Below are 20,593 nucleotides of genomic sequence, written 5' to 3'. Positions count from 1 at the left end.
ACCTAACAGGTTTCAAAAACCTGTTAGGTTTTTCCTTCAATTATTTTAAATGTAGTTTCTCCTGATCCATTTTTTTGAAAATAATTTCAATCTTTTGCTGAATATCATAATTTCCTGATAATTCGAGGAGAGGAGTGTTTATGGTAGATAACCATTCTCTATGAGCATGTAAAGTTCTGTTGGCAATGCCTGTGTTGTGGTCATAATCCTCTGTCCAATCCATAAATTTTTCAAACATTTTTTTTCTTTCGGGATTGATGATGATTTCGTCACCGTATCTTTCATGCTCTCGTTTTCTTACTCTTTCTAATCTTATTTCTGGAGGAAGATAGAGAAATATGACCAAATCAAATGCAGGGAAAATATTTTGTCCCCAATGAATCATCGAACCTCCAAAAATCCAATCATCGGTATGATTAAGTTTTTCTGCAACAATTGTATTTCTGATTTCTGGATCCTGTTTGATAGTAAATGGAATTTTAGATTCTAACCAGAAAAAATCATCACTATCAAAATATTCAATATTGAGTTTTTTTGATAATGCTTTGCCTAATGTCGTTACTCCTGAACCTGATGCTCCGAAAATGTGTATTCTCATTACATGTAAATTTCTAAGGTTTACAAATGCTTTGAAATCCAATGATCTATCTGATTCAATACATCTTCTCTAATTTCCTCATTCAATATTTCATGTCTCATTTCAGGATATATTTCCACTTCTACATCTTTGAATCCATCAAGTTTTAAATTTTCAACAGTTTTTGTTACTCCTTTTCCAAAATCGCCTATAGGATCATTTTGTCCACTAATGAATAGAAAAGGGAAGGATTTCGGAATGGTTTGTGCCCAATTTCTTGCCGTCGCTTTTTTGTAAATACTAAATAACGCATAAAATGCATTGTTGGTAAATGGAATTCCGCAAAGCTCATCCCGAGAAAAAGCATTTCTATTGGCAGGATTCAGACTGAGCCAGCTGGTGTCGCTAAAGTCTTTATCTTTTTTGAATTGTTTGTTATTGACATTCGTAAAAACAGAATTCAAAAAAGTACGGCGGCGAGGCGCGATGGCATTTGCTAATGATAAATAACCTCTTAATAAATCTATTTCAGGTAAAGGTCCGCCAGTTCCTGTAATGATAGCTCCAGCAAATTTACCGCTCGCCCTTTGTAGCAGACAACGCGTAATAAAAGAACCCATTGAATGTCCGAGAATGAAATGAGGAACATCCGGATATTGATCCATAAGATGTTTGCTTATTTTTTCTGCATCTGAAATCAATCTTTCATCCGGATGATTAAGTTGAAAGAAACCAATATCTTGTTTGTCCTTTACCGATTTTCCGTGTCCTAAATGATCATACGTCAATACCGCGAATCCTTGATTGGCAAAATATTCTGCAATCTCCGCATATCTGCCACTATGTTCCTGCATCCCATGAACGATTTGCAAGGTTGCTTTTACAGGAATTGTTTCTGGAGAAAATACAGTGTAGAAGAGTTGGGTTTGATCGTTTGTGGTTGCAGATAAGTATGCTGATTTTTGTAGTGATGTCATGGTGTAGATTGTCTTTAGGTATTTTGGAGGAGGATTAAAGATCTGTTTTTGCAAACTCTAAACCTAACAGGTTTTTAAAACCTGTTAGGTTTGATTATAGTGGCTACTTAACCTCTGATAATGTCCAATCAAGATAAATATCTTTATTAATAATGTTAACAAGAAGATCTTCAAAGTTTTTGCAAAAATTTCCTTTTAATATTAGTGGAGATTTTATTAGAGTTTCTTTTAATTCTTCTTCGCTGTAATAATGAGCGTTTGGATTATCACTATTGTATTGATTAGCTTTCCAGATTTTATGCTTTAATAAAACATTTACTATTCTTTCAATAATTAGTTCTTCAAAACCCATTTCATCTTCAACTTTATTAATTATTAAATCATACTTCCCATCCCAAATATCATAATCCTTATAGTAAACCCTTATTAGTCTTTCCTTATTCAATTGATTAATTATATGAATAAGACCGGGTTTTTCTCCTGTTGCGCTTCCATAGGAAATTATTTTTTTACTTCTTTTTAAAAGGAATAAAGGTCCATGTCCGACAAATTGGTCTTCAAATCTTAATGTTTCAAAAAACTTTTTAGATTGATAATGGAAACAAAATGTGTCATCAGTTTCATGTATATTGTCTTCAAATATTTCAACAATATCTCCAACTTTATTTAAAAGATATTCTCTGGCTATTTTTAGATATTCATCCTTAATGTTTTCCTGCATTTTAATAGTTATCAAATTATATCAAATTTAACAATAAATATATAATATTGTAAATCTTCAATTCCCACATGATTTCCACCCACCCAAAAATAAAATCCACAACAAATTTGGTCACCCTATTTTTTAAAAGTAATTTTGCATGAATCTAAAAACAAAAGTAAAATATGTCAACTTACGTAGTTGTAGGTCTTCAATATGGAGATGAAGGTAAAGGAAAAATCACGGATGTTTTATCTGCAAAATCGGATTATGTAGTTCGTTTCCAAGGGGGAGACAACGCTGGTCACACGGTTTATGTGGGTGAAGAGAAATTTGTTTTGCACCTTCTTCCTTCAGGAGTTTTGCAGTGTAAAGGAAAATGTATCATTGCCAATGGAGTAGTGGTAAATCCTAAATCTTTCATTAGAGAAGTAGGCCAGATCGAAAGCAAAGGCCTTAGAACAGACCACATTTTTATCAGCAGAAGAGCGCATGTGATCATGCCTTACCACATCCTTTTGGATACTTACCGTGAAGAAGAGCACGGAGGAACTCAGATCGGGACGACTAAAAAAGGAATCGGGCCATGTTATGAAGATAAGATCGCAAGAATCGGTATCAGAATGGTAGATCTTTTAAATCCTGAGATCTTAAGAGATAAAATTGAGAAAAACTTAAAAGTTAAAAACTCACTTTTTGAAAAATATTACGGAAAACCGACACTAGACGTTGAAGAAATTTACAACGAATTTTTAGAGATTGGTAAACAACTTCAAGACAGAATCGTTGATACAGAAGTTGAATTGAACGAAGCTATCAGAGATGGTAAAAACGTTTTATTCGAAGGTGCTCAGGCGTTGATGCTAGACATCGACTTCGGAACATATCCGTACGTAACTTCATCTTCTCCATCTACAGGAGGAGTTTGTTCAGGAGCTGGTGTTCCACCAACTTCACTTAAAAACCTAATTGGTGTTGCTAAAGCATATTGTACAAGAGTAGGAAACGGACCTTTCCCTTCTGAATTGGACAATGAGCTAGGAGAAAGCATCAGACAGATCGGAGGTGAGTTTGGAGCGACTACAGGAAGACCAAGAAGAACAGGTTGGTTAGATCTGGTTTCTTTAAAGCATGCTTGTATGATCAATGGGATCAATAACTTAGTAATTACGAAATTAGACGTTCTTACAGGAATTGAAAACCTGAAAATCGTAACACATTACAAAACTGAAGACGGAAAAATCATTGATTATTTCACTTCGTCAACAGAAAAACTATACAACTACGAGCCGATTTACCAAGATTTACCAGGTTGGAACGAAGATCTTACGAAAGTAAGAAGCTACGATGAACTTCCTGATAATGCTCAGAAATACATCGAGTTTATCGAGAAGTATTTGGGAATCAACGTTTACTTAGTTTCAGTAGGACCTGAAAGAAGTCAAAACATTATCAGAAAAGAATTATTCTAAGGAATATTTTCAAATAAATTTAAAAGAGACTGTCAATTATTGATAGTCTCTTTTTTTCGTCATTGTGAGAAGCGAAGTGACGAAGCAATCTCATAGAATATAATCATAGGTAACAAAGGAAGAATATCTATAGTTCTTATTTAAAACATTACACATTACCAATTGCTCATTATTCATTTTTTCTGGAGCTATTTCCCGTTATCCACTCATACTCATCGCGCCAATTCGGTCCAACTCCCAAGCCCTCTACTTCTCTAACGCTTACTGCGGGGTAACCGTTCCTATCGAGGCTAGGGTTTCTGTCGCCATTTCAATTTTTCACAATTCAATTAACACTTAGTTTGTCATCCTGAAAGAATCTAAACAATGTAATTAAAAAACAAAGCAGAAGATGCTAATATAAAGGCGATATTGATTCTTAATGTAGACTTGGTTTATACTATGATGATATTAATAATTATTTGTTTTTGAAGGATAGTTTTTATTGTTTTCTGTTTTTAATTGAATTTTTTATTTTTAAATTCAAATATCATTGAAAAATAAAAATTCTATACCCCTTGTTTCTAGATTGTTATTATTTTGAATATAGTTAAATTTTCAAATTGTTATATAAGTTTTTGAAAATTTAACTTTTTAATAATTTTTTGGCAAATTTTTTGATATTGAAACAGTACTTATCGATAAGAGCTACTAAAACTAATAATCACCTTATATTAACAGTTTAAATATTTTAAGTGATGAAACACCTAAACACTAATCAGGAATTTCGCTTTAATGAAATCCTATTCGAGCACCGTAACAAAGAATATGGCGCTTATGCTTTAAGAAATGAGTCGGACAGAATACTAACAAAAGCACTTTTTATAGGAGTGAGTTTGTTGGCTGCTATTTCAATTACCCCACTAATAATTTCTGCGTTTAATAATGAGCCTTCTACTATACATGTACCTACAGATGGTCCACCAGTAGTTATTAAATTAAAAAAAATTGATCCACCGGTAGATACTCCGCCTGTGCAGATTATCAAGCCTGTTGAACCTGTTTCACCTCCTAATCAGAAACAATATGACAGTTCAGTTCCTACCCCTAAAAAGGATGCTGTTGAACCTATTAAACAGGAAAGACCTAAAGATGCAGCTGCAGGTTTGATAGATAATTTTAAAGGTGAACCAGTAAAACCTGATACATATGCACCTCCTGTTCCAGTCATTGGAAATGGACCGATTACTGCGCCACCTATTCAAGTGAAAGTTGAGCCAAAAGTTCCAGATAATCACATTGCAGGAGAAGGTGAGCTTGCAGTTGAAGCAAGTTATGATGGAGGAATTAATTCTTTCAGAACGAAAGTAATGAATAATTTTGATGGTGCTGGATTCGAAACTGATGGGGTTATGAAAACTACTGTTACTTTCATTGTTGAAACTAACGGTACGATTTCTGGACTGAAAGCAGATGGTAAAGATGCAGATTTCAACAGTGAAGCGATCAGAACCATTAAATCTATCAGAGGAAAATGGAATCCTGGAAAAAACAAACAAGGCGAAGCCGTAAGAAGTTATTTCAAATTTCCAATCTCAATGAAGTTTGAGAATTAATAATTATAACATATCTTGACAGTTATCCACAAAAAGCTAATTTTTGTGGATAATTTTTTTTATACTTAAAAAGCTAATTAACAGTATTTTAACTCAATTTTCATTTTCATCACTCATTAATAGCAAAGAAAAATGTGTATTTTTGAAGCTTAAAGTTCTAATAATGGCAAAAATCATAGGTATCGCTAATCAAAAAGGAGGAGTTGGAAAAACGACAACAGCTGTAAACTTAGCGGCAGCATTAGGGGTATTAGAAAAGAAAATATTAATCATTGATGCTGATCCTCAAGCAAATGCAACATCCGGTTTAGGAGTTGAAGGTGTTCAGTATTCTACATATAACCTGTTAGAGCACAGCGTTGAAACAAGAAATTGTATCAAACAAACCTCTACACCGAACTTGGATATCGTTCCATCTCATATAGATTTGGTTGCGGCAGAAATTGAATTGGTAGATAAAGAAAATCGTGAGTATATGCTTAAAAAAGCATTGGCATCTGTAAGAGATGATTATGATTATATTATTATTGATTGTGCTCCGAGTTTAGGTTTGATTACAATCAATGCGCTTACAGCAGCAGATTCTGTAATTATTCCAATTCAATGTGAGTATTTCGCATTAGAAGGATTAGGGAAATTATTGAACACGATTAAAAATGTTCAGAAAATTCATAATAAAGACCTGGATATTGAAGGTTTGCTTTTAACAATGTATGATAGCAGATTAAGATTGTCTAATCAGGTAGTGGAAGAGGTAAACTCACATTTCCCTGAAATGGTTTTTGAAACAATCATCAGTAGAAACGTAAGATTAAGTGAAGCGCCAAGTTTTGGTGAAAGTATCTTAAATTATGATGCCGAAAGTAAAGGAGCAATCCAATATATTCAATTGGCAGAAGAGGTTTTATTGAAGAACGAGAATTTAATTAAGAATTAAAAAAGGCTTAGAGCCATAAGCTTAAAGCTTAAAGCATACTATGAAGGACAAAAAAAGAGCTATGGGACGTGGTTTAGGAGCAATTTTAAGTGCTGAGTCAAAAGCGAGTGTTAATTCTGCGACTGATGAAGGAGCAGATAAGTTTGTAGGGAATATCGTAGAGGTAGCACTTGAAGATATTTATCCGAACCCCACTCAGCCAAGAAGCTATTTTGATGAAAAGGCATTAAATGAACTTGCCCTGTCTATTAAAAACTTAGGGGTAATTCAGCCAATTACCGTAAGAAAAGATGGTGAAAAGTTTGAAATTATATCTGGGGAAAGACGTTTCAGAGCGAGTAAGCTTGCGGGGTTAACTTCAATTCCGTCTTATATCCGTTTGGTAAATGATCAGGAGCTTCTTGAGATGGCTCTTGTAGAAAACATCCAGAGAGAAGATCTTGATGCAATTGAAATTGCTTTAACGTATCAAAGATTGATGGATGAGATTGGGTTGACTCAGGAGAACCTAAGTCAGAGAGTTGGAAAAGACAGAAGTACAATTACCAATACCATCAGATTATTAAGATTAAATCCGGATATTCAAAATGCAATCAGAAGCGGTGAAATTTCTGCGGGACACGGTAGAGCAATCATCAGTCTTGAAAATGAAGAAGATCAGCAGGTTTTATTTGATTTAATTATTAAAGAAAAACTAAATGTTCGTCAGACAGAACAAGCTGCTGCTGCATTAAAAACACCAAAGTCACCAGCTGCTAAAAAAGCAAAAATTGAACTTTCGAATAACTATAAGAGAGTACAAAAAACAATTGCTGATATTTTAGAAGTTAAAGTGGAGATTAAATCCTCTGGAAATGGTAAAAAAGGTAAAATTGTTCTGGATTTCAAAAATGAAGACGAGCTGGAATATATTTTATCTCATATTAAATAAATGAAGAAATTATTTTTCACTTTTTTCTTGTGTCTGTTTGCTGTTGCATATTCACAAGTAAACCGTAACGATACTATTCGGGTAGAACACCATCCGAAAGATAGTATCTCTGCGGTAAAACCAGCAAAATCTGAAGCTAAAATAGTTGCAGAACTTGAAGGAGCGAATGGACCTACCAGAAAAACATTAAAACTTAATCCTACCAGAGCCGGATTATATTCTGCCGTTTTACCGGGATTAGGACAGTTCTACAATAAAAAATATTGGAAAGTTCCTATTGTTTGGGGAGCAGTGGGAGCAGGTGTAGGAATTGCAATGTGGAATGACAAGCAATATAAAAAGTACAGAGAGTACTATGTTGCCAAACTGAATGGTACTCCTAATGAATTTGTTGACAGTCACCCTTGGTTAGATAAAGTTGCTCTGGGAAATGCCCAGGACAGATCCAAAAGACAAAGAGATTATGCCATTGCAATCACAGGATTAATTTATATTCTGAATATTGTAGATGCCGTTGTAGATGCGCACCTTTACGAAAGCCGTCATGACCCGGATCTTTCTTTTAGTCCTGCAGTTATTCAGGATCAATATGGTATCAGTCCTCCAAAAACAGGGGTAAGTTTAAGTTATAGATTTTAATTAAAAAGTTTTTAATTATTATGCACTTTGCATTTTAAAATAAAAACAAATAGCTAAATAAAAGAAATATGAAAATAGCATTAGTTGGATATGGTAAAATGGGGAAGATCATTGATGAGATTGCCACAAAGAGAGGTCATGAAGTAGTTGCCAGATTAAAAGAAACTCCTACTGCTGAAAATCTTAATAATCCAGATGTTGTTATTGAATTTTCTTTACCGGAAGTAGCTTATAACAATATTAAAGCTTGTCTTGAAAATCAGATTCCTGTTATTAGTGGAACAACAGGTTGGCTGGATAAAAAAGAAGAAATTGAAAAAATAGCGGTTCAAAATAATACCGCATTTTTATATGGTTCAAATTTTAGTTTAGGAGTGAATTTATTTTTTGCTTTAAATGAAAAATTGGCTGATTTAATGAAAAATGTTGATGAATATTCTTGTCAATTAGAAGAGATTCATCACGTTCACAAACTTGATGCACCAAGTGGAACTGCAATTTCTATTGCTGAAGGTATTTTTAAGCACAATCCAAAGTTTAATGCATGGAAGCTGGAAGAAACTCAAGGAGATCAATTAGGAATTTTTGCAGTGCGTGAAGATGAAGTTCCTGGAACTCACAGTGTGTTTTACAGAAGTGAGGTAGATGAAATTGAAATCAAGCACACGGCGTTCAATAGAAACGGTTTTGCATTAGGCGCTGTAGTCGCTGCAGAATGGATAAAAGATAAAAAAGGAAATTTCACAATGAAAGATGTTTTAGGTCTTTAATTTTGTAACAAACTCCTTATATCATCAACTAATAATAGGGTATAATCAGAAAGGTTTTTATTACCTATTGTACATTACGCATTACTTATATTATAGATTAGGCACAAAAATTTATGAATTATTTTTTAACTTATACAGTATACGTCCTCATTTTATCTTTACTAATGGGGCTTTCCACTTGGAAGCTGTTCAAAAAATTAGGATATAGTCCGCTATTTGCGTTTATCCCTTTTTACAATTATTTCATTATTTTAAAAGAAACAAAACACCCGAAATGGTGGGTTCTTTTATCGTATTTACCGATTATTGGTCCAATCATGATGTCTGTTTTTCATGTGTATTTAATGAAGAAATTTGGAAAAAGTCTATTCCAACATCAGTTGCTTACGGTGATCCTTCCGTTTATTTATATGGCAAGTGTGAACTATTCCAAAGATGTAGAGTTAGAAGATGAAAACGAATTATTCTTAACCGACGAAGAGAAAAACGCTAAGAAGAAGGATTCTTTTATTGGTTCTATTACTTTCGCTGTTGTATTTGCAACAATTATTCACACTTTTGTAACACAGCCTTTCGGGATTCCTACAGGATCTATGGAAAGAACGTTGTTGGTGGGTGATTTCCTTTTTGTAAATAAATGGAGCTACGGTTATAGGCTTCCGATGCGTCCTTTAGCAATACCTTTCTTACAGGGAACTATTTTTGATGCTGGTGAAAAAGGAAACCCTAAAGATGATCCTAAATCTTATGTAGATGGAGTGAAGCTTCCTTACGAAAGATTACTTCAGTTTAGCAAGCCTCAGAGAAATGACATTGTTGTTTTCAACTACCCTCAAGATTCTGTACACACAGCAATTGACAGAAAAGATCCTTATGTAAAAAGATGTGTAGCTGCTGCAGGTGATGTTTTTGAAATGAGAGCTGGAAGACTTTTTGTTAATAATAAGCCGGAAGTTGTTCTTGGAGATCAGGAAGTTCAGCATGGGTATACTGTAAATACAGGATCTCAATTAGATATTCCTAGTTTATATAATACGTATGGGTTTTTACCTGTAAGAGAAATGCAGACAGAGAAAGGATTTATGTATGCTTTCCAAGGATTAACAGATAAAACTGCTGCAGAGATCAAAGCTCTACCGAATGTTATTAACATGACGGAGAATATGTATCCTAAAGATTCTGCTACGATTTCATATAAATTAAATGCTGATAAAACAGCATATACAAAAAGCATTGATACAACACAGTCTATTTTTCCTGTTAACAAACCTTGGAATCAGGATTGGTATGGACCGGTTAGAATTCCTAAGAAGGGGGATGTTGTAGCTATCAACAAAGAAACGTTACCAATGTATCAATGGATTATTTCTGAATATGAACATAACAGTTTAGAAAAGAAAAACGATAAAATTTTCATCAACGGAAAAGAAGCGAGTCAATATACAATCAAACAAGATTATTTTATGATGGTGGGAGACAATAGAGATGCTTCTTTGGATGCTAGATTCTTTGGTTTTGTTCCTGAAGAAAATATTGTTGGTAAACCAATGTTTACATGGATGAGTGTGCAGGGAGCTTTTGCGGATGCTAGCTCTACATATCAGGCTCCAAAAAAGATTCGTTGGGAGAGAATGTTTAAAGCAACAAACACGGGTGAAGCTAATAAAACTTCATATTGGTGGATTGCAGCGATGATTCTTATCTTATTCTTTGGATGGGAGTATTTCATGAAACTATTTGGAAAAAAGAAAAAAACAGAAGAAGATTTATAGTTAAAATAAATTAGAAATAAAATGAAGTATTTGAGAAAATACTTCATTTTTGTATTATGATTATGAAGAATGTATTATTACCGGTATTTTATTTACCACCAATTTCTTGGTTTTCAGTTTTTTTAGATGCTGAGAATGAAGTTTTATTTGAGCAATTTGAAAGTTTTCCAAAACAGACATACAGAAGCAGAACCAATATTTTTGGAGCAAACGGAAAATTGACATTAATCATCCCAATCAGTCACACTGGGAATAGAGAGTTTAAAGATACAGAAATCTCCTATAGAGAAGATTGGCGAAGCCTTCATTGGAAGTCTATTAAAACAGCTTACCAAGGGTCTCCTTATTTTGAATTTTACGAAGATAAATTGAAGAAGATATATGAATTGGAGGAAAAATATTTGTTGAATTTTAATTTAAAAGTGATTGAAATTCTTCAAAGTATTTTAAAAACAGAAAAGGCACACTCTTTGAATGTAGAATACATCAAAAATCCTGAACAGATTAATTTCAGAGAAAAGTTTTCTGCGAAATCAGATTCTGAGTTTGAAATGGTAGAATACTATCAGACTTTCTCGGATAAATTTGGGGTTTTAAAAGACTTAACGATTTTGGACCTTATTTGTAACAAAGGACCTGAATCTTTGACTTATCTTAAAAATATTAAACAATCATATTAGTATGAAATCACTTTATTTTGAAAGACGATGAATCTTTTAACATAAGTGATTACCTACGATTTTTAAAAATAATATAAACAACGACATATGAAAAAGGTATTATTAGCAGCTGTTTTTTTAGCAGGTTTTAGTTTCACTTTTGCTCAGGAAGCTAAAGTTGACGCAAATCAGGATAAAGACCTAATGACTTGGTATCACAAAGACTTTGCTACCTCAAAAGTATATGGTGTAAATACGGAAAATGCTTATAAATATTTAGAATCTAAAGGCCTTAAACCTACAACTGTTGTTGTTGGAGTTTTAGATAGTGGTGTTCAGGTTGATCATCCAGGTTTGGTGAAAAATGTTTGGTCAAACCCTAACGAAATTCCAAATAACGGTAAAGATGATGATGGAAACGGATATATTGACGATGTTCACGGATGGAATTTCATTGGTGGAAAGAACGGCGATATAGATGTTGATAATATGGAGGTGACGAGAGTTGTTGCTAAATATAAGCCTGTTTTCGAAGGAGATGATTCTGCAAAAAATAAAGCAAATCAAGCTAAAATGCCGGAAGACTTCGCAATGTATATGAAGGCTAAAGATCTTTTCACTAAGAAAAGTGTTGAAGGAAGACAAGCTTTGCAAACCTATACAATGATTAATGACCTTATCCCTAATATGGTAAGATTATTAGCGGGGAAATCAATAAGCGCTGAAAATATTGCAGCTATCAAAGCTCCTACGGATCAAAAGGATGCAATTGCTCTTAATGTGTTGGGACAGGTTGCACAAAACCCTGAATTTCAGGGGAAATCTCCTGCAGATTTTGAAAAAGCAATGAAAGACGAAATGAAGGAAGCTCTTGAGTCGGTTACTCCTCAAGCTCAGCAATATGATTTAAGCTATGATCCAAGAAAAGCAATAGTAGGTGATAATTATGATGACTATTCTGAAAGAATCTACGGAAACAATCATTACGAAGGTCCTGATGCGACTCACGGAACACACGTTGCCGGGATAATCGCAGGATTGCCTCAGGGAAAAGAAGTTCAGTATGGAGTAGCTTCTAAGGTTGCAAAAATCATGTCGGTAAGAACGGTTCCCAATGGAGATGAAAGAGATAAGGATGTTGCAAACGCTATCAGATATGCTGTAGACAATGGTGCTAAAGTGTTGAATATGAGTTTTGGTAAGCCAGTTTCTCCAGGTAAGAGCGTTGTTTGGGATGCTTTCAAATATGCCGAAGATAAAGGAGTTCTTTTAGTAAAAGCTGCAGGTAATGAAAATGAAGATGTTACTGAGCATGTGGCTTATCCTACCAACTATAAAAATGTTACAGACGAAAAGCCACTTGTAAATAACGTTATTGTGGTGGGTGCAAGTACGAACAAAAATGATGCTTTGAGAGCTAGTTTCTCAAACTTCAATAAAAATAAAGTGAATGTATTTGCTCCGGGTGAGCAGATTTATTCTACAGTTACGAAAAGTGGATATAAATACCTTCAGGGAACTTCAATGGCTTCTCCCGTTGTAGCTGGAGCTGCTGCTGTTTTATTGGCTTATATGCCGAATTTAAAACCAGACCAGATAATTGAGGCTTTAGTAAAATCTAGCAATCCAAGTACAATTAATGGTTTTAGTGATTTTTCACAGGCTGGAGGAGTTATAGATGTGAAAAGAGCTGCTGAATACGCTTACACGAATTTCTACAATGGAAAATCTTCTGAAGTGAAAAAAGCTACGAAATCCGTAAAAAAGACTGTTAAAAAATAACATATCTCCCTGTATTTAAGGTTGAAGTGAACAGAGTCCGAATTTTTCGGACTTTTTTTATTTTTATTTTGCAATTTTGGCACGGTTTTTTATAACTTTATAGTAACAAAAATAATAAACAACAAAATGAAAAAGTTACTACTTGCAGGGATGTTAGGAATATCACTTTTTGCAGTGTCTTGTTCCACAGTTAAGAAAGCTGAAACATCACAGAGTCAAAGATCAGAATTTCTAAAATTAAAAGGAGATTGGCAAATTGTGAGTGTGAATTATGAGAAAGGATTTAAAATCAAACCTTTTGACGAAGGAATAGATGCACAATGCTTTGTAGGAAGTCATTGGAGATTTATTCCGAATAACTATACAGGAGCTATTACCGTAAACGGTGGTGGAAACTGTGGCTCTGGATTTACGCAGCCTATTAAATTTGAAGTAAAAGACGGAAGTACTTTTATGTTCAAAAAAATTGCTGACGGAACTAAAGCTAAGCAAAATATAGCAGGGTATACTTTGAATGTGATTAATCAATCAACAGATCAATTTTCACTAGAACAAAATGTTTCGTTTGAAGGAAGTAATGTAAGAGTAGTTTACAACTTCGAGAGAGCGGGAATGAAATAATTAATAAACATAAAAGATTAAAAAGATGAAATTTAATAAATCATATATCGGAGGCCTATTCTTATCATCAGCATTGTTGTTGACAAGTTGTGAGGCTGTACAAAATTCTAATCACCAGCAAAGAGGTACTGCAGTTGGTGTTGCTTCAGGAGCAGTATTAGGAGGTATTTTAGGAAATAATGTAGGAAGTGGTAAAAATTCTGCATTAGGAGCTGTATTAGGAGGTATTATTGGTGGTGTTGCTGGTAACGTTATTGGTAATAAAATGGATAAGCAGGCTAAAGATATTAAAGAAACTTTACCGGGAGCTGAAGTAGAAAGAGTAGGAGATGGTATTAAAATTACAATGAATGAAAGCATTGTAAATTTTGCTTTTGATTCTTCAAACCTTACGTCTGTAGCGCAAACTAACTTAGATAAATTGGCTCAGGTTCTTGTAAATAATCCGGATACTAATATTAATATCTACGGACACACAGATAGCAAAGGAGCAGATGATTACAACATGAAGCTTTCACAAAGAAGAGCAGAGGCTGTAAAATCTTATTTGTCTAGTAAAGGTATTGCTTCTAACAGAATGTTTGCTAAAGGAGAAGGTAAAACAATGCCTGTAGCTTCAAACGATACAGATGCAGGAAGAGCTAAAAACAGAAGAGTAGAATTTGCTATTACAGCAAATGAAAAAATGATTAATGATGCTAAGCAAGGGCAGTAATTAATTTAATATATAAATATTTTCGTAAAGACCGCTTCGGCGGTTTTTTTTTGTATTTTTAAGACGTTATTTTTTTAATTAGAATTTCGTTATTTTTGCAATTGAATTAACATAAATGAAGAAATATTTAAAACTACTCCGTGTAGAACAATGGGTGAAAAACCTATTTGTATTTGTTCCCCTCTTTTTTTCAGGTAATATTAAAAATGTAGATTTACTTAGTAAGAGTATTTTTGCTTTTATTATTTTTTCACTGGCGGCAAGTGTTGTTTATATTCTGAATGATTATAATGATATTGAAGCAGACAGGCAACATCCTGAAAAACGAAGAAGACCTTTGGCAAGCGGTGCTATATCAAAATCACAGGCAGTAATAATCCTTATTGGGATCATGATTTTAGATATCGTGCTTGTATTCCTAGCACAAAGTTATTTCCATGAAAATCTTTGGAAATTTGCTGTTATTATAGGATTCTACTTTGTTATGAATCTGGCCTACACTTTCAAATTAAAACATGTTCCGATTATTGATATTTTCATCATTGCTACAGGATTCGTTTTAAGAGTTCTGGCAGGGGGTTATATTACAGGAATTAATATTTCACAATGGGCAATCTTGTTAACATTTGTGTTGGCATTGGTATTGGCAATTGGAAAAAGAAGAGGCGAGCTTATCAACGCTCAGGTTTCAGGAAAAACAAGAAAAGCATTAGATGGATACAACGTGCAGTTTGCAGATATTGCACTTTCAATCTCAGTAACATTAGCAATTTTATGTTATTTAATGTTTACATTATCACCTGAAGTACAGGCAAGATTTCATGAGAGAGTATTTTATACCGTTATTTTTGTTGTATTTGCATTTTTAAGATACCTACAACAGACGTTGGTGTACAACAGAACAGAATCTCCTACCAAAATTGTTTACAGAGACAGATATATACAGGTTACCTTAATATTGTGGGTTGCTGCATTTTTAATCCAAATTTATTTTAAAAAATGAAGCCGAATTTTATACAAAAAGTTACAAACTGGGGTAATTTTCCCATAGTGGAAAAAGAAATGAAGTCTGAAGACAGCTTCAAAAAAATAAAAGATTTTGTACTCAATCATAATGAAGTTATCGCGAGAGGTAACGGTAGATGTTACGGAGATGCCTCATTGGGAGAACATATATTTTCTACAAAAAAATTAAATAAATTTATAAGTTTTGACCGCTTAAACGGAGTGTTAGAATGTGAATCGGGAGTTTTACTTTCCGAAGTTCTTGAAATTTCTGTTCCGCAAGGATATTTTCTATACGTAACACCGGGAACTAAATTTGTTTCCATTGGTGGTGCAATCGCTTCTGATGTTCATGGTAAAAACCACCATGCAGAAGGTTGTTTTTCAGAGTATGTAATTGAGTTTACATTGATGACTGAAAACGGAGAAATTCTAACATGCTCCAGAGAAGAAAATATAGAGAAATTCTGGGCTACTATTGGTGGAATGGGTCTTACAGGAATCATTCTAACGGCAAAATTTAAGCTTAAAAATATAGAGTCTGCTTATATTCGTCAGGAAAGTATTAAAGCAGAGAATCTTGATGAAATTTTCAAATTATTTGAAGAAAGCGAAAACTGGACGTACACCGTTGCCTGGATTGATTGCCTTCAAAAAGGCAAAGATATTGGAAGAAGTATTTTAATGAGAGGAGAGCATGCTTTTCAACATGAGCTTCCTCAAAATCTTACCAAAAATGTATTAAGATTAAAAAAGAAGTTTCAACCAACTGTTCCTTTTTACTTTCCAAATTTTGCATTGAATTCATTAACAGTAAAGATCTTTAATCTGTTGTATTATAAAAAGCAGTCTAAAAAAGAGGTAAAAAGTTTTATAGATTATGAGACATTTTTCTATCCTTTAGATGCTGTGAATGATTGGAACAAAATTTACGGTAAATCCGGTTTCATCCAATACCAAATGGTTATTCCTAAAGAGACAGGTAAAGAAGGAATGAAAAAAATTCTTGAAACCATTGCAAATAGTGGAAATGGCTCTTTCTTGGCAGTTTTAAAGCTTTTCGGAAAGAACAATCCAGAAGCATATAACTCTTTTCCGTTTGAAGGTTACACATTAGCATTGGATTTTAAAGTCAATTCAAAACTTAAAAAATTGGTAGAGCAACTGGATAATATTGTTCAGGAGTTTGGTGGAAGAATTTATCTTACGAAAGACAGTATGAGCAAATCTTCTCTTACCAATTATCTTAAAAATGTTAGAAGTCCTAAATTTGTGTCTTTACAGCACAAAAGAATCCTAAATAATAATTCATAAATGATAGTTCTAGGAAGTACGTCTGAGGTAGCTCAGGCTTTTGTTGAAAAAGCTTTGCAAGAAGGAGAGAAGTATGAAAGGATATACCTTTTTACCTCAAGTAAAGAAACTACAGAAAGATTTGCAAGACATATTGATGTGATGTTTTTACAGCAATCTGAAATCATAGAGTTGGATCTGACGAAAGAAATTGATTATACTCAATTTGATCATGTAAATTCTAATGTTTTATTTTGTGCAACAGGATATCTAGGTGAGGGAACAGAGGAAGCTCTGTTTGATAATAAGAATACAGAGAGGATTATTAACATTAATTACTCAAAGTTAGTTCCTGTAATGAATTATTTTGCTCATAAATTTGAAAACAGAAGATCCGGAACTATTATCGGATTGTCATCTGTAGCAGGGGATAGAGGAAGACAGAGTAATTTTATTTATGGAAGTGCCAAAGCAGCTTTTACAGCATATTTAAGTGGTTTGAGGAATTATCTGTTTGATAAAAAGATTCATGTCATGACGGTAAAGCCTGGTTTTATGGCAACCAAAATGACTGAAGGCTTACCCCTAAATCCTAAATTAACAGCAACACCAAAACAGGCGGCAGCTTGTATTTATAAAGCTTTTAAAAAGCAGAAAAATGTAGTATACGTTTTACCGATTTGGGGTATTATCATGATGGTCATCAGGAATATTCCCGAATTTATATTTAAAAAATTAAAACTTTAAAATAATAATCTGTTTTAATAGAAAGGGTTAAAATTTAAATAAGAAAGGATATTTACTGTAAATATCTTAAATTCGTAAAGATTTGCGTTTATATATTAAATGAAATATTTTTGCGAACTTAAAAGCAGTAGATTTTAAAATAATTCTTTGCAATCTTTGCATTAAAATAGAATTAGATAAGAAAAACAAAAAACCAATGAAAAAATTGTATTGTTTTGATTTTGACGGAACCCTTACCTACAAGGATACCATGTTTATGTATCTGAAATTTTATGATTCTACAAAGTTTCGGGTGCAATTTATGCGTCATATTCCCCTTTTTATTTTATTGAAACTAAAATTGGCAGATACTGAAAAAGTGAAGAAAAGTTTTATAGGATCTATTTTAAAAGGGCAGACTCAGGAAAAAATAGAGAAAAAATCAAAACAGTTTTTTGAACATCATTATCCAAAGATTGTTCGCGAAAATGCTATGGATTTTATTAATAATATCGATAGGAATAATACACAAAGTTTATTGGTAACTGCCTCACTAGATATTTGGACAAAGCCATTTGCTGAAGCTTTACAAATGCAGCTTGTTTCTACGCGTGCAGAGTTTAAAGGCGGTGTTTTTACAGGAAATTTCATTGGCAAAAACTGTAATGGAATTGAGAAACTAATGAGAATAAAGGAAGAAATTAATAATTCTAAGTACGATAAAATCATTGCTTTCGGAGATACTTCAGGAGATAAGCAAATGCTTAAATGGGCAAATGAAGGACATTACCAATTTTTTCACTAATTTTGGGTAAGTAAAAATGTAAAATGAATAAACTACTTATTGGGCTTCTGGCACTCTCTATAAGCTGCACAACTGCAGTTTCTCAGACAGGTCAATCGCCCAAAAAATCAGAACAAATGCAGAAAAAATCAGAAATTCTTGTATCAGAATCTCAAGGCGGGACAGATCAGCCTGGGTTTAGCATTATTAAAAACGAGCAAGAACTTCAGAAATCTGTAAAAGGTGGTAATTCAAATCTTATAGGAGAAGTTGGAAAAGAACCGGCAATCAATTATCCTAAGTTTCCAAAAGATAAAAAGGTAGTTTTATATAATCTGGGAATGTTCAGATCAGGAGATCATAGAATTGCAGAGATAAAAAGTGTTTCTGTGAAAGATAATATTCTGTATGTTGAGGTTCCGTTCGTAGAATCAGACGGGATGGAAATACAGGTGATTTCAAATCCTTGGGTAATCTTTACCGTTCCTTCAGACTATCAGTTCAATTCCGTAGAATTAAAATATTCAAAATAATAATGAATAAAATATATTTAGATAATGCTGCAACAACGCCTCTTTCAGAAGAAGTTATTGATGCAATGGTAGGTACCATGAAGATGAATTTCGGAAATCCGTCTTCAACTCATAGCTTTGGACAGGAAGCCAAAATTCTTATTGAAAATGTAAGAAGACAGGTGGCAGATTATCTTCACGTTACTCCGGCAGAGATTATCTTTACCTCTTGCGGAACAGAGTCTAACAATATGATCATCAAATCCAGCGTAGAAAACCTTGGGGTTGAAAGAATCATTAGCTCTCCTTTGGAGCACAAGTGTGTTTCTGAGAGTATTTTAGATATGAAAAGTAGAAAAGGAGTAGAGGTAGTATATATTCGTCCGAATGAAAAAGGAGATATTGACCTTAATAAATTGGAAGAATTATTAAAATCTTCTGATAAAAAGACCTTAGTAAGCTTAATGCATGTCAATAATGAGGTTGGAAACATTACAGATATTAAGAAAATTGCAACATTATGCAAAGCGAATAATACACTTTTCCATTCAGATACAGTGCAGACAATGGCTCACATGCCGTTAGATTTTTCTGATATTGCAGTAGATTTTGCATCTTGCAGTGCACATAAATTCCATGGACCAAAAGGTGCTGGTTTTGCTTTCATTAGAAAAGCATCAGGATTGAAGGGGATCATCACAGGCGGACCTCAGGAAAGAAGCCTGAGAGCAGGAACTGAAAATGTTGCAGGGATTGTTGGTTTAGGAAAGGCATTAGAAATTTCTATTAATAATATGGATGCGTATGCAACCCATATGCAGGAAATTAAAGACTATGCAATTGAAAGATTATCCGCAGAGATTTCGGGGATTAAATTCAACGGAAGAAGTGCAGAAAAGGAGAACAGTCTTTATACCGTGTTAAGCGCATTATTGCCATATAAAAATCCTTTGATCGGACTTCAGTTAGACATGAAAGGTATTGCCATTTCTCAGGGAAGCGCATGTTCTTCAGGAGCATCAAAGCCTTCAATGGTGATGATGATGGTTTTATCTGAAGATGAAATGGACAATTGTACGCCTTTACGTATCTCATTTAGCCACTTAACAACTAAAGCTGAGATTGATTCGTTGGTTGATGCCCTGAAAGAGATTTCAAGTGACTATGCTATAGAAAAAACAAATGTTGAGCATAGATAGTCTTATTACTGAAAAGTAGTAATTTTGACTATCGAATTTAAGGATAAAAAAGAATTAATATTAATTAAATAAAAGAAATAAAAAAATGGCTTTAGAAATTACAGATAGCTCATTCGCGGAAATACTTTCAAAATCAAATACACAACCAGTATTGGTTGATTTTTGGGCAGTATGGTGTGGACCATGTAGAACATTGGGACCAATCATCGAAGAAGTTGCATCAGATTTTGATGGAAAAGCAATCGTAGGAAAAGTTGATGTAGACAACAATCAGGAGATTTCAATGAAGTATGGGATCAGAAATATCCCTACAGTTCTAATTTTTAAGGACGGTGAAGTAGTTGATAAAATTGTTGGAGTATCTCCAAAAGAGGTGATCGCTGAAAAATTAAGTGCTCATTTATAAAAAAATCACTTTGATATTGAATGCTTTCCGTACTGGAAAGCATTTTTTTTAAGTAAAACATTTGCGAGTTAACTTAAAAGTTGTATTTTTGCAACCACAATAAACGAGGTAGTTTCGCTAAGTTGTTGTAAAAGAAGATCCGGTAGTTCAGCTGGTTAGAATGCCGCCCTGTCACGGCGGAGGTCGCGGGTTCGAGTCCCGTCCGGATCGCAAGAAGTTTTCTCAATTTACTTTAAAAAAATTGATCCGGTAGTTCAGCTGGTTAGAATGCCGCCCTGTCACGGCGGAGGTCGCGGGTTCGAGTCCCGTCCGGATCGCAGAAAGTTTTCTCAATTTACTTTAAAAAAATTGATCCGGTAGTTCAGTTGGTTAGAATGCCGCCCTGTCACGGCGGAGGTCGCGGGTTCGAGTCCCGTCCGGATCGCAAGAAGTTTTCTCAATTTACTTTAAAAAAATTGATCCGGTAGTTCAGCTGGTTAGAATGCCGCCCTGTCACGGCGGAGGTCGCGGGTTCGAGTCCC

Annotated in this window: 21 protein-coding genes and 3 tRNA genes; 21 read left to right on the top strand and 3 right to left on the bottom strand. The window is 33.9% G+C overall.

From position 1 onward, the window contains the following. Window positions 1-40: 40 nt before the first annotated feature. From BUB80_RS18620 to BUB80_RS18610, 3 genes are all read right to left on the bottom strand, one after another. Window positions 41-598: an AAA family ATPase gene (locus BUB80_RS18620; protein ID WP_073296185.1), complete on the bottom strand. Its 558-nt coding sequence runs from the start codon at window positions 596-598 to the stop codon at window positions 41-43. Window positions 599-618: 20 nt separating this feature from the next. After that, the gene (locus BUB80_RS18615; protein WP_073296264.1) at window positions 619-1,554 is read right to left on the bottom strand and encodes an alpha/beta fold hydrolase; all 936 of its coding nucleotides are present in this window, start codon (window positions 1,552-1,554) and stop codon (window positions 619-621) included. 103 nt (window positions 1,555-1,657) lie between these two features. Further along, window positions 1,658-2,275 (bottom strand): hypothetical protein, encoded by a 618-nt coding sequence (locus tag BUB80_RS18610; protein ID WP_073296182.1) that lies wholly within the window; start codon window positions 2,273-2,275, stop codon window positions 1,658-1,660. A 164-nt stretch (window positions 2,276-2,439) separates the two neighbouring features. Between BUB80_RS18610 and BUB80_RS18605 the strand changes: the two genes are divergently transcribed. The 21 genes from BUB80_RS18605 to BUB80_RS18505 all read left to right on the top strand — a co-directional run bounded on the left by BUB80_RS18605 (window position 2,440) and on the right by BUB80_RS18505 (window position 20,496). Continuing rightward, window positions 2,440-3,726, top strand: a complete 1,287-nt coding sequence (locus BUB80_RS18605) for an adenylosuccinate synthase (protein ID WP_073296179.1) — start codon at window positions 2,440-2,442, stop codon at window positions 3,724-3,726. A 737-nt stretch (window positions 3,727-4,463) separates the two neighbouring features. Then, window positions 4,464-5,321 (top strand): energy transducer TonB, encoded by an 858-nt coding sequence (locus BUB80_RS18600; protein ID WP_073296176.1) that lies wholly within the window; start codon window positions 4,464-4,466, stop codon window positions 5,319-5,321. Between the two features lie 163 nt (window positions 5,322-5,484). Next, on the top strand, window positions 5,485-6,258 hold the full coding sequence (locus tag BUB80_RS18595) for a ParA family protein (protein WP_073296173.1): 774 nt from the start codon (window positions 5,485-5,487) through the stop codon (window positions 6,256-6,258). A 40-nt stretch (window positions 6,259-6,298) separates the two neighbouring features. Then, a complete protein-coding gene (locus BUB80_RS18590; RefSeq protein WP_073296170.1) occupies window positions 6,299-7,189 on the top strand; it encodes a ParB/RepB/Spo0J family partition protein in 891 nt (296 codons plus the stop codon). Next, the gene (locus tag BUB80_RS18585; protein ID WP_073296167.1) at window positions 7,190-7,828 is read left to right on the top strand and encodes a DUF5683 domain-containing protein; all 639 of its coding nucleotides are present in this window, start codon (window positions 7,190-7,192) and stop codon (window positions 7,826-7,828) included. 68 nt (window positions 7,829-7,896) lie between these two features. Beyond that, window positions 7,897-8,598 carry a 4-hydroxy-tetrahydrodipicolinate reductase gene (gene dapB, locus BUB80_RS18580; RefSeq protein WP_073296164.1) on the top strand — a complete coding sequence of 234 codons (702 nt, stop codon included), beginning with the start codon at window positions 7,897-7,899 and terminating at the stop codon, window positions 8,596-8,598. A gap of 113 nt (window positions 8,599-8,711) precedes the next feature. Next, the gene (lepB, locus tag BUB80_RS18575) at window positions 8,712-10,370 is read left to right on the top strand and encodes a signal peptidase I (RefSeq protein WP_073296161.1); all 1,659 of its coding nucleotides are present in this window, start codon (window positions 8,712-8,714) and stop codon (window positions 10,368-10,370) included. 62 nt (window positions 10,371-10,432) lie between these two features. Continuing rightward, a complete protein-coding gene (locus tag BUB80_RS18570; protein WP_073296262.1) occupies window positions 10,433-11,050 on the top strand; it encodes a WbqC family protein in 618 nt (205 codons plus the stop codon). 87 nt (window positions 11,051-11,137) lie between these two features. Next, window positions 11,138-12,811 (top strand): S8 family serine peptidase, encoded by a 1,674-nt coding sequence (locus BUB80_RS18565; protein ID WP_073296159.1) that lies wholly within the window; start codon window positions 11,138-11,140, stop codon window positions 12,809-12,811. Window positions 12,812-12,937: 126 nt separating this feature from the next. Beyond that, on the top strand, window positions 12,938-13,432 hold the full coding sequence (locus BUB80_RS18560; RefSeq protein WP_073296156.1) for a lipocalin-like domain-containing protein: 495 nt from the start codon (window positions 12,938-12,940) through the stop codon (window positions 13,430-13,432). A gap of 25 nt (window positions 13,433-13,457) precedes the next feature. Next, entirely contained in the window at window positions 13,458-14,147 is a 690-nt protein-coding gene (locus tag BUB80_RS18555) for a YiaD family glycine zipper/OmpA-like lipoprotein (RefSeq protein ID WP_073296153.1), read from the top strand. 115 nt (window positions 14,148-14,262) lie between these two features. Next, window positions 14,263-15,150 carry a decaprenyl-phosphate phosphoribosyltransferase gene (locus BUB80_RS18550; protein ID WP_073296150.1) on the top strand — a complete coding sequence of 296 codons (888 nt, stop codon included), beginning with the start codon at window positions 14,263-14,265 and terminating at the stop codon, window positions 15,148-15,150. After that, window positions 15,147-16,466 carry an FAD-binding oxidoreductase gene (locus tag BUB80_RS18545; RefSeq protein ID WP_073296147.1) on the top strand — a complete coding sequence of 440 codons (1,320 nt, stop codon included), beginning with the start codon at window positions 15,147-15,149 and terminating at the stop codon, window positions 16,464-16,466. Before BUB80_RS18550 ends, BUB80_RS18545 begins: the two co-directional genes overlap by 4 nt. Further along, entirely contained in the window at window positions 16,467-17,192 is a 726-nt protein-coding gene (locus tag BUB80_RS18540; RefSeq protein WP_073296144.1) for an SDR family NAD(P)-dependent oxidoreductase, read from the top strand. It abuts the gene before it with no gap. Between the two features lie 196 nt (window positions 17,193-17,388). Beyond that, window positions 17,389-17,976, top strand: coding sequence for an HAD family hydrolase (locus tag BUB80_RS18535; RefSeq protein ID WP_073296141.1), 588 nt, complete (start codon window positions 17,389-17,391; stop codon window positions 17,974-17,976). Window positions 17,977-17,999: 23 nt separating this feature from the next. Next, window positions 18,000-18,488, top strand: a complete 489-nt coding sequence (locus BUB80_RS18530) for a hypothetical protein (RefSeq protein ID WP_073296138.1) — start codon at window positions 18,000-18,002, stop codon at window positions 18,486-18,488. A 2-nt stretch (window positions 18,489-18,490) separates the two neighbouring features. After that, window positions 18,491-19,666: a cysteine desulfurase family protein gene (locus tag BUB80_RS18525; protein WP_073296136.1), complete on the top strand. Its 1,176-nt coding sequence runs from the start codon at window positions 18,491-18,493 to the stop codon at window positions 19,664-19,666. Window positions 19,667-19,751: 85 nt separating this feature from the next. Further along, window positions 19,752-20,072: a thioredoxin gene (gene trxA, locus BUB80_RS18520; protein ID WP_073296133.1), complete on the top strand. Its 321-nt coding sequence runs from the start codon at window positions 19,752-19,754 to the stop codon at window positions 20,070-20,072. Between the two features lie 136 nt (window positions 20,073-20,208). Continuing rightward, a tRNA-Asp gene (locus tag BUB80_RS18515) sits at window positions 20,209-20,282 on the top strand. A 33-nt stretch (window positions 20,283-20,315) separates the two neighbouring features. Further along, window positions 20,316-20,389: transfer RNA gene (locus tag BUB80_RS18510), tRNA-Asp, on the top strand. A gap of 33 nt (window positions 20,390-20,422) precedes the next feature. Further along, a tRNA-Asp gene (locus tag BUB80_RS18505) sits at window positions 20,423-20,496 on the top strand. Window positions 20,497-20,593 lie beyond the last annotated feature (97 nt).

Origin of the sequence: Chryseobacterium polytrichastri (assembly GCF_900142445.1) — a bacterium.
Classification (GTDB): domain Bacteria; phylum Bacteroidota; class Bacteroidia; order Flavobacteriales; family Weeksellaceae; genus Chryseobacterium; species Chryseobacterium polytrichastri.
This window is presented reverse-complemented; position numbering and strand designations above follow the sequence as displayed.